This is a genomic window from Reyranella sp. (genome assembly GCF_050185545.1).
Lineage (GTDB): Bacteria > Pseudomonadota > Alphaproteobacteria > Reyranellales > Reyranellaceae > Reyranella.
Window position 1 is genome coordinate 11,323 of record NZ_JBFWZI010000119.1, and the last position, 9,751, is coordinate 21,073.

Consider the following 9,751-nt stretch of genomic DNA (forward strand, 5'->3'; position numbering starts at 1 on the left):
TCGAGTCGGTGCGACCAGCGCGCCGGCCAGAACGCCAGCACGAACACGACCAGCGCGATCAGCAGGATGCCGACGACGCCCTGCACGATGCCGAAATGCGGTGAATCGGTCGCGACGAACCATTGGGCAATGGCACTGGCCACGATCAGGATCAGGCGAACAAGCCAGCTGAACATCGCGTCTCCCTTGCCTCATGCTAGGCTTCGCGCCTGTGCCGGCGCAACAGCGCCGCTGATGCCGGCCTGGCTGGCACGGCCGCGCCAGGCCTGACACAGTGATGACATGAGCCCGGCACGACGGATCATCATCTGCGGCGGCGGCGCGATCGGCACCGCGATCGCCTACTTCCTGGGCCGGCGCGGCGCGCTGCCGATCGTCATCGAGCGTCACGAGGTCGCCGGGTCGGCGTCCGGCAAGTCGGGCGGCTTCCTGGCGCTCGACTGGTGCCGCGGCACCGTTCTCGACGGGCTGGCGCGGCGCAGCTTCGCGCTGCACGCCACGCTCGCCGAGGAGCTCGGCAACCCCTGGGGCTACCGCCGTCTTACGACCTATGGCGGCTACGCCCGCGAGGGCGACGACGCACGCGGAACGGGCGGGCGGCCATGGCTGTCGGCCGGTGTGACGCTCACCGGCCGGCTCGGCTCGCCGCAGACCACGGCGCTGGTCGAGCCGCGCGCCTACACCACCGGGATGATGCGCGCCGCCGAGGAGCATGGCGCCGAACTGCGTCCCGGCGCGGTGACGTCACTGGTGCGCGACCCGACGGGCGCCCTTGCCGGCGTCGCGCTCGACGGCGGCGAGATCGTCGAAGGCGATGCCGTCGTCATCGCGATGGGGCCGTGGTCGATCCTGGCCGCGCGCTGGCTGCCGCTGCCCGCAGTGTACGGCTACAAGGGCCACAGCCTCGTCTTCGATACCGGCTCCGCCATCCCCGCCGAGGCGCTGTTCCTCGAGTACCAGGAAGCGAGCGGCGAGGTCCTGACTCCCGAGCTGTTCGCGCGCGCCGACGGCACGACCTGGGTGTGCGCGATCTCGAGCACCGGGCCGTTGCCGATCGATCCCGCAGCAGTCGCGCCGGACGACGGCGCGCACGCCCGCCTCGAGGCGATGTGCCGGACCCTCTCGCCCGCTCTCTCGACGGCGCCGATCGTGGCCCGGCAGGCCTGCTTCCGGCCGGTCACCGAGGACGGCCTGCCGCTGATCGGCGCGGTGCCGGGACTCGCCGGCGCCTACGTCGCGACCGGCCACAGCGTGTGGGGAATGCTCAACGCGCCGGCGACCGGCGAGGCGATCAGCGAGCTGATCCTCGACGGCACGGCCCGTCACATCGACTTGACTCCATTCGCTCCGGAAAGGTTGAGCCCGCTCGACCCGGCACGGCTGCGGCGAGCCTGAGCCCCTTCCCGCAGCGACCACGACTTGACCAGGCCATAGACGGCCGGGATCACCAGCAGCGTCAGCACGGTCGAGCTTGCCATGCCACCGATCATCGGCACCGCGATGCGCTGCATCACCTCCGAGCCGGTGCCGTCGTTCCACAGGATGGGCAGGAGGCCGGCGACGATCGCCGTCACGGTCATCATCTTGGGCCGCACCCGTTCGACCGCGCCCGCCATGATGGCGGCGCGCAGATCGTCGCGCGTGAAGGCCCGGCCCTGCTCGGCACACTCAGCCCGCCGCGCCGCCATCGCCTGGTCGAGGTAGATCAGCATCACGACGCCGGTCTCGGCCGCGACCCCGGCCAGCGCGATAAAGCCCACCACCACGGCGACGCTGAGATTGAAGCCCATCCACCATACCAGCCAGAGCCCGCCGACCAGGGCGAAGGGCAGCGACAGCATGACGATCAGCGTCTCGGCAAGCCGTCCGAAGGCACAGTAGAGCAGCACGAAGACCAGCAGCAGCGTCGCCGGGATGACGATCTTCAGGCGCGCCGCGGCCCGCTCGAGATATTCGAACTGGCCGCTCCAGACGACGTAAGTGCCGGCCGGCAGCGTCACCTTTTCCTGCACCGCCCGGCGCGCATCAGCGACGTATCCGGCAAGATCGCGATCGCGGAAGTCGACGAAGACATAGACCGCGAGCTGAGCGTTCTCGGTGCGGATGCTGGTCGGTCCCTGCGTCAAGCGTACCGCGGCGAGCTGGCCGAGCGGCACCATGCCGCCACCGCGCATGGTCGGCACCAGGACATCCGAGGCAATGGCGCGCGGGTCGGAGCGGAAGTCGCGCGGATAGCGGACATTGACCGAATAGCGCTCGCGTCCCTCCACCGTCGTCGTCACCGTCTCGCCGCCGAGCGCGCTCGCCACGGCGCGCTGCACGTCCTCGACCATGACGCCGTACTGCGCGAGCCTCGCGCGATCGGGCACGACCTCGAGGAAGTAGCCGCCGGTCACCCGCTCGGCGTACGCCGAGGTGGTGCCCGGCACGCCGCGGATGGCCGCTTCGACCTGGCGCGCCACGGCCTCGAGCTCGTCGTAGTCGCGGCCGAGCAGCTTGACGCCGACCGGCGTGCGGATGCCGGTCGCCAGCATGTCGATGCGCGCCTTGATCGGCATGGTCCAGGCATTGCTGACACCGGGCAGCTGCAGCGCGCGATCCATCTCGGCAATCAGCGACTCGACCGTGAGGCCGGCCCGCCATTCGGATTTGGGCTTGAGGTTGATCACCGTCTCGAACATCTCGAGCGGCGCCGGATCGGTCGCGGTCGCCGCGCGCCCGGCCTTGCCGAACACCGAGGCGACCTCGGGGAACGACTTGATGATCTTGTTCTGCGTCTGCAGCAGCTCGGCGGACTTCGTGACCGAGAGGCCCGGCAGGGTCACCGGCATATAGAGCAGCGTGCCCTCGTCGAGGCTCGGCATGAATTCGGCGCCGAGCCGCATCGCCGGCCACGCCGACGCCGTGAGCAGCGCCACCGCCAGCGCGACCACCAGCAGGCGCGCGCGCAGGACCAGCCGGATCGCCGGCCGATAGAACGCGATCAGCAGGCGGTTCACCGGGTTGCGATGCTCCGGCTGGATGCGGCCGCGGACCAGCAGCACCATGAGAGCCGGCACCAGCGTCACCGACAAGAGCGCCGCCGACGCCATCGCCAGGCTCTTGGTCCAGGCCAGCGGCTTGAACAGGCGGCCTTCCTGATCCTCCAGGGCGAAGATCGGCAGGAACGACACGGTGATGATCAGCAGCGAGAAGAACAGCGCCGGGCCGACCTCCACCGCGGCGTCGACGATTGCCTCGACGCGCGACCGGCCCGGCGTCAGCCTTTCGAGGTGCTTGTGGGCGTTCTCGATCATGACGATGGCTGCGTCGACCATGGCGCCGACGGCGATGGCGATTCCGCCGAGACTCATGATGTTGGAGCCGATGCCCAGAGCGTGCATGGCGATGAAGGCCATCAGCACGCCGACCGGCAGCGTGACGATGGCCACCAGCGCCGAGCGCACGTGCAGCAGGAACACGATGCAGACGGCGGCGACCACCAGGCTTTCCTCGATCAGGGTGGTTTTGAGGGTGGCGATGGCGCGGTGAATCAGGCCGGAGCGGTCGTAGACGGTCTCGATGCTGACGCCCTCGGGCAGGCCGGGGCCGATGCTCGCAACCCTGGCCTTGACGTTGTCGATGACGTCGAGCGCGCTCCCGCCGAAGCGCTGCAGGGCGATGCCACCCACCGCCTCGCCCTCGCCGTCGAGCTCGGTCACGCCACGGCGTTCGTCCGGGCCGAGCTCGATCTGCGCGACGTCGCGCAGCAGGACCGGAGTCGGACCGTCGGCCTTGAGCACAATCTGGCCGAGATCGGCGGTGCCGGTGAGATAGCCCCGTCCGCGCACCATGAACTCGGCTTCGGCCATTTCGATCACGCGGCCGCCGGTCTCGCGGTTGGAGGCGCGGATCGCCTCGAGAACGCGGGACAGCGGCACGCCGTAGCTGCGCAGCTTCACCGGGTCGACGACGACGTTGTACTGGCGCACGAAGCCGCCGACGCTCGCCACCTCGGCCACGCCCGGCGCCTTGGCGAGACCGAAACGCACGTACCAGTCCTGCACCGAGCGCAGCTCGGCCAGCGTGCGATTGGCGCCGAGCACGACGTATTGATAGACCCAGCCGACGCCGGTTGCATCCGGCCCGAGCGCCGGCTGCACGCCGGCCGGCAGCCTGGCGGTGCCGGAATTGAGATACTCGAGCACCCGGCTGCGCGCCCAGTAGATGTCGGTGCCGTCCTCGAAGATCACGTAGACGAACGACACGCCGAAGAACGAGAAGCCGCGCACCGCGCGACTGCGCGGCACCGCGAGCAGCGCGGTCGTCAGCGGGTAGGTCACCTGGTCCTCGACGACCTGCGGCGCCTGGCCCGGCATCTCGGTGTAGACGATGACCTGGGTGTCGGAGAGATCGGGAATGGCATCGAGCGACAGTCGGCCGACCGCGAACAGCCCGCCGCCGACCGCCGCCACGCTGGCGATCAGGACGAGCAGCAGGTTGCGAGCCGACCAGCGGATGACGGCGCCGATCACGTGCCGTCTCCCGCGCCGAATGCGGCCAGCGCCGCCCGGATGTTGCTCTCGGCATCGATAAGGAAGGTGGCTTGCGTGACCACCTTCTCACCGGGCTGCAGGCCGGCATTTATCTGCACCCAGCCCGGCATACGGGCGCCGACAGTGACCTTGCGCGGCTCGTAGCGGCCTTCGCCGCGCTCGACCAGCACCACTTTGCGGCGTCCCGTGTCGATCAGCGCCGAATCGGGCACCGCGACGCGGCTGCCCTCGACCGGCGTCGTGATCTCGACGATGGCGGCCATGTCGGCCCGCAGACGCCCGTCGGGATTGGGCACTTCGATGCGCAGGCGGGCGGTCCGGCTGTCCCGGCCGACGCTGGGATAGATCAGGGTGACCTTGCCCTCCAGCGGACGATCGGGCCAGGCATTGACCGAGATGCGGGCGCTGTCGCCCGCCTTCACGAAGCCCAGGTCCTGCTCGTAGACCTCCGCCATCACCCACATGGTCGACACGTCGACGATCCGGAACAGCGTCTCGCCGGCCCGGAATCGCGCGCCCTCCACGGCGGTCTTGTCGACGACCGTGCCGGAAACCGGCGTCGGGATCGCGACCGTCCGCGGGCGCTCGCCACGGCGCAGCCTGTCGATCGCGGCCTCGGGATAGTCGAGATAGCGCAGCTTGTCCGAGGCATAGACGCTGCGGCCGGCGAGGCCCCACTCCTGCTGCAGGACGTTCAGCTCGGGGCTGAACACCTCGAACAGGATCTGCCCGCGCTCGACCGCGTCACCCGTCGCGTTGACGTGCAGCTTCTCGATCCAGCCGCTGAACTTCGGCGCCACGACGTACTGCCGGCGCTCGTCGAACTGCAGACTGGCGAACGCGCGGATCGTGCGCGACAGATCGCGCTCGCCGACCACGGCGCTGCGGACGCCGAGACGCTGCACCTTGTCGGGGTTGATCCTGACCGTGCCTGGACTGTCGCCGGCCTCGCTCTCGCAGACCGCGATATAGTCCATGTTCATCGAGTCCTTCTTCGGTACCGGCGACGTATCCGGTCCGCCCATCGGATCCCGGTAGAACTTCACCTTGCTGCCCGGACAGGCATCGGCCGCGCTGGTCGCCGACGGTCCGAACGCGCCGGCGAGCACGGCCAGAAGAACGGCGCCGGCAAGGCCGGGCCGCACGAAAGACACACCAATCATGAACCATCTCCGCAATGCCGCGCGCATCGGCGCGGCGGGTCAACCCGATCGACGGATCGTCAGGCGCGCGGAGGGAACGGGTCGGGCGGAGGAGAGAGGCCCTTCAACCAGGCGTCGCCGGAAGGCCAGTAGCCGGCGTGATCAAGGGGCCGGATAAGCTCGACCGGCGCGGCCGGCAGCAGCGGGGCCGGGGCTGCCGCGACATGCAGGCATTCCGTCATGGGCAGCGGGCACGGCGCCTGGTCGCAATCGTCGCAATGGCCGCAGGGCGCCGCCGTGCCCTGACCCCATTCGATTGGGCCGGCCGCAATCGGGCTCGCGGGCAAGAGGGCGGCGGACACGACCGTGGCCGCGCCCGCGAGAACCGCCAAGCAGGCCAGAATTGCCGAAAGGATAGTCAGGCGCCGCACTGATCAACTATGTGCCTGGTCCCCTCGTCTGCCAAGCGGCCCAACGTCACATCCGGGTGACGGCGCTCGCGAACAGGCCGGTCGAGCGCAGTTCGAGCAGCGCCCGGCGATTGACGATCCACGCGCCCTGCAGCGCCAGCCCCGCCATGATCGCCGCGACCACGAGATCGGGCCAGCCGTTGCCGGTTCCGAACACGCCCGCCGCCGCCAGCAGCACCGCAAGACTGCCCAGGACGTCGTTGCGCGTGCAGATCCAGGCGGAGCGCATATTGGCGTCGCCGCCGCGATAGGCCCACAGCAGGGCGAAGGATGCGACGTTGGCGAGCAGCGCCGTCACGCCGACCACGCCCATCGTGCCGGCCTGCGGCAGGGTTGCATGCCAGGCATGCCAGACGACGAGGCCCAGCACCCAAAACCCGAACAGCCCCATGGTCACGCCCTTGGCCAGGGCGGCGGACGCGCGATAGCGCAGCCCCATGCCAACCACGAACAGCGAGATCGCGTAGTTCGCAGAGTCGCCCAGGAAGTCGAGCGCGTCCGCCTGCAACGACGCCGAGCCCGCGATCAAGCCGGCGCCGATCTCGACGGCGAACATCGCGGCATTGATCGACAGCACCAGCCACAGCGCCCGGCGGTAGGCAGGTCCGCCGTCGTCGGGATCGCAATGGTCGCAGCAATTCGCGCTCATCGTAGCCCTCCGCAAGCCCGAGCATGGGCGCCTGCCGGCACCGTTTCAAGAGTTGCATGATTGCCCATGCGGCGGCATCGATCTTGCGTTCCCATGTCGATCGTCGGGGTCGGTCCCGGCAGAGGAGTCTCGCGTGAGCAGCATAGCCCGGCCCAAGGTCGCCTTCATCGGAACCGGCGGCACCATCTCGTCCCTCGGCATCCATCCGCTCGAGCTGCAGGACTACGTCGTCCACGACAAGCGCCTGCACGCCAGCGAGATCGTCGCCCGCTTTCCCGTGGTCGAGGAGATCGCCGAGATCATCCCGGTCGACTTCCGCAATGTCCCGAGCCCCGAGATCTACTTCGCCGAATGGCGCGCCCTGGCGGCATTGTGCCATCGCGTGGTGGCGGAGCATCCGGACCTGGCCGGCATCGTCATCGGTCATGGCACGGCGACCCTGGAGGAGACGGCCTGGGTCCTGAACCTGGTGCTGAAGGTCTCGGTGCCGGTCGTCGTGATCGGCGCCCAGCGACCGGCCTCGGGCCTGTCGACCGACGCCGCGATCAACCTGGTGAACGGCGTGCGCACGGCGGCCAGTCCGGCGAGCCGCGGGCGCGGCGTGCTGGTGCTGCTGAACGACGAGATCCAGGCGGCACGCGAGGTCACCAAGACCTCGAACTGGCGCCTGCAGACTTTCCGCACGCCCGATTTCGGCATCCTCGGCCATGCCGACGCCGATCGCATCGTCTACTACCGCCGGCCCGAGCGCCGGCACATGCCCGACACCGAGTTCGATATCGAGGGCCTCGAGGCGCTGCCGCGCGTCGACATCGCCTATGCCTATGCCGGCTCCGACGGCAGCGCGATGCGGGCCTTCATCGCGGCCGGCGCCAAGGGACTGGTGTCGGCCGGCTTCGCCCCCGGCATGCCGCCCGCCGCCGACCTCGCGGCCATGACCGAGGCGGTCCGCCAGGGCATCGTGGTCGTGCAATCCTCGCGCGCCGGCTCGGGCCGCATCCATCGCGGCAAGAGGCTCGCCAATGCAGGCGTGCTCGCCGCCGACAATCTCAATCCGCAGAAGGCCCGCCTGCTGCTGGCGCTGGCGCTCACCCGGACCTCCGACCCGGCCGAGATCGCGCGCATCTTCGCCACCTACTGAGCCGGCGAGCTATCGCATATGATGAAGCAGGAAGTCATCCAGCAAGAAAAGTCCCTCGACTGCGCCGCCTTGCGGGCGGCTCCGCTCGGGATGACGGCATTCCTTGTCATATGCGATAGCCCCGTACTGAGGCGGCAGCGACGCTACAACCCGAAGAGGGCCAGCGCGACGACGGCCGTCATCAGGATCCAGCCGATGTGGCGACCCCGCGTTGCCAGCGCATTGCCCGCGGCGGCATAGCCGTAGACCACGACCGCCGCGCCGACGATCCAGTGGCGCGCCGCCGGCGAGCCGAGCCCGGGCGCCGCGATCAGCAGGACGCCTACGGCGATCCAGTCCACCGTGCTCGCCTGCCACACCATGCGCAGCAGGCGGAACGCCCAGGCCGGCTCGATGCGCGCGTCGGGAAAGACGCGCCGCTCGGCAATGACGCCATGCGCCACCGCGACCACGATGGCCAGCCCGCCGGCCGCCTGAAGCGCCAGATCCTGCATGAGTTCCTCCATACAGCTCTGTAGGGATGATAGGTGGGCGATTGCCACCGTCAATACAGCACTGTATGGTGCGACCTCGTGACCGAGCGACTGACCGCGCAGGACTGGATCGACTTCGCCGCGACGACGCTGGCCCGCGAGGGCTTCGACGCCCTCAAGGCGGATGTCCTGGCGCGCAAGCTCGGCGTGTCGCGCGGCAGCTTCTATTGGCACTTCACCGATCTCGGCGACTTCCATGGGCGGGTGATAGAGCACTGGCGGCAGACCACGACCGAGGCGATCATCACCGACATCGAGCGGCACGGACCGCGCGAGCAGCGCCTCGATGCGCTGCTGCGCCGGGCCCTCGGGCACGGCGCAGCACACGAGATCCGCATGCGCGCCTGGGCCGACGCCAATCCCGTCGCCGCGCGCGCGGTGGCCGAGGTCGACCGCAGGCGGCGGGACTACCTCGAACGGCTGCTGGTGGAGGCGGGCGTCGCTCCGTCCGTGGCGGGCGCGCGGGCGCAGCTCCTCTACTGGACGTATCTCGGCGCCGCCCTGAGTCGAACCCGGACTCCGGCCGAGCGCCTCGACCAGATCGTAGCCGAGCTCAAGCTGCTCGCCCTGGGCAACGCCTCGCACCGATCCGCCGGCCTTGACGACGCTCGCCACAGGCGCCCGCCGAAGCGCTGAGGACTCTGGCAAAACCCTGATACACTTGTCGGCATGTACCAATTCCGGATCCAGAAGAGGTAAGGCGACCTTCGTCTCTGCAAGGAGGCTGTCGACACGGCCGCGCGCAGAGGCGATCCGCGACATTGCCGTTCAACGAGACCAAGCCCTCATGCCCTTCCTCAAATCCCTGCCCGCCGACGCCGGCCCGGCGAACGTCTTCTCCAGATATCCCGACATCTACGGTGCGTGGGCGAAGATGAGCCAGGCGCTGATGAACGGGCCGTCTCCCCTCAGCCAGGGCGAACGCGAGCTGATGCTGGCCTACGCCGCTGGCGTCGCCGGATGCCGGTTCGTGTGCGTGGCGCATTCGGCGGTCGCCTATGCCTGGGGCGTGGCGCCCGGCACGGTGGAGCGGCTGCTGGAGGATCCCGGCACGGCGCCGGTCGAGGCACGCCTGAAGCTGCTGCTCGCCTTCGTCCGCAAGCTGATGCTGACACCAAGCGCGATGACCCAGGCCGATGCCGACGCGGTGTTCGCCGCCGGCTGGAACGAGCAGGCCCTGCAGGACGCCATCGCCATCACGGCGCGCGCCGCCTTCATGCAGCGGCTGGTCGAAGGACACGGCTTCACGCCGATGTCGGGCGAGAGAGCGGCACGGCAGGC

8 protein-coding genes are annotated in these 9,751 nt (G+C 69.6%); 4 read left to right on the top strand and 4 right to left on the bottom strand.

Going from position 1 to position 9,751, the window contains the following annotated elements; translation table 11 throughout:
* The first annotated feature begins 282 nt into the window (after positions 1-282).
* Positions 283-1,395, top strand: a complete 1,113-nt coding sequence (locus AB7O82_RS25560; protein WP_428620483.1) for an NAD(P)/FAD-dependent oxidoreductase — start codon at positions 283-285, stop codon at positions 1,393-1,395.
* Here AB7O82_RS25560 and AB7O82_RS25565 read toward each other — a convergent pair.
* The 3 genes from AB7O82_RS25565 to AB7O82_RS25575 all read right to left on the bottom strand — a co-directional run bounded on the left by AB7O82_RS25565 (position 1,323) and on the right by AB7O82_RS25575 (position 6,796).
* Entirely contained in the window at positions 1,323-4,514 is a 3,192-nt protein-coding gene (locus AB7O82_RS25565) for an efflux RND transporter permease subunit (RefSeq protein WP_428620484.1), read from the bottom strand. The genes AB7O82_RS25560 and AB7O82_RS25565 overlap by 73 nt on opposite strands.
* Positions 4,511-5,698 (bottom strand): efflux RND transporter periplasmic adaptor subunit, encoded by a 1,188-nt coding sequence (locus AB7O82_RS25570; protein WP_428620486.1) that lies wholly within the window; start codon positions 5,696-5,698, stop codon positions 4,511-4,513. The genes AB7O82_RS25565 and AB7O82_RS25570 overlap by 4 nt, the downstream gene beginning before the upstream one ends.
* Before the next feature lie 456 nt (positions 5,699-6,154).
* A complete protein-coding gene (locus AB7O82_RS25575; RefSeq protein ID WP_428620488.1) occupies positions 6,155-6,796 on the bottom strand; it encodes a cation transporter in 642 nt (213 codons plus the stop codon).
* 133 nt (positions 6,797-6,929) lie between these two features.
* Between AB7O82_RS25575 and AB7O82_RS25580 the strand changes: the two genes are divergently transcribed.
* Entirely contained in the window at positions 6,930-7,937 is a 1,008-nt protein-coding gene (locus tag AB7O82_RS25580) for an asparaginase (protein WP_428548188.1), read from the top strand.
* 143 nt (positions 7,938-8,080) lie between these two features.
* Here AB7O82_RS25580 and AB7O82_RS25585 read toward each other — a convergent pair whose 3' ends face one another.
* Positions 8,081-8,431, bottom strand: a complete 351-nt coding sequence (locus AB7O82_RS25585; RefSeq protein WP_428548191.1) for a hypothetical protein — start codon at positions 8,429-8,431, stop codon at positions 8,081-8,083.
* A 78-nt stretch (positions 8,432-8,509) separates the two neighbouring features.
* Here AB7O82_RS25585 and AB7O82_RS25590 point away from each other — a divergent pair, with 78 nt between their 5' ends.
* Positions 8,510-9,106 carry a TetR/AcrR family transcriptional regulator gene (locus AB7O82_RS25590; RefSeq protein WP_428620490.1) on the top strand — a complete coding sequence of 199 codons (597 nt, stop codon included), beginning with the start codon at positions 8,510-8,512 and terminating at the stop codon, positions 9,104-9,106.
* Between the two features lie 151 nt (positions 9,107-9,257).
* A partial coding sequence (locus tag AB7O82_RS25595) for a carboxymuconolactone decarboxylase family protein (protein WP_428620491.1) occupies positions 9,258-9,751 on the top strand: 494 nt, incomplete at its 3' end.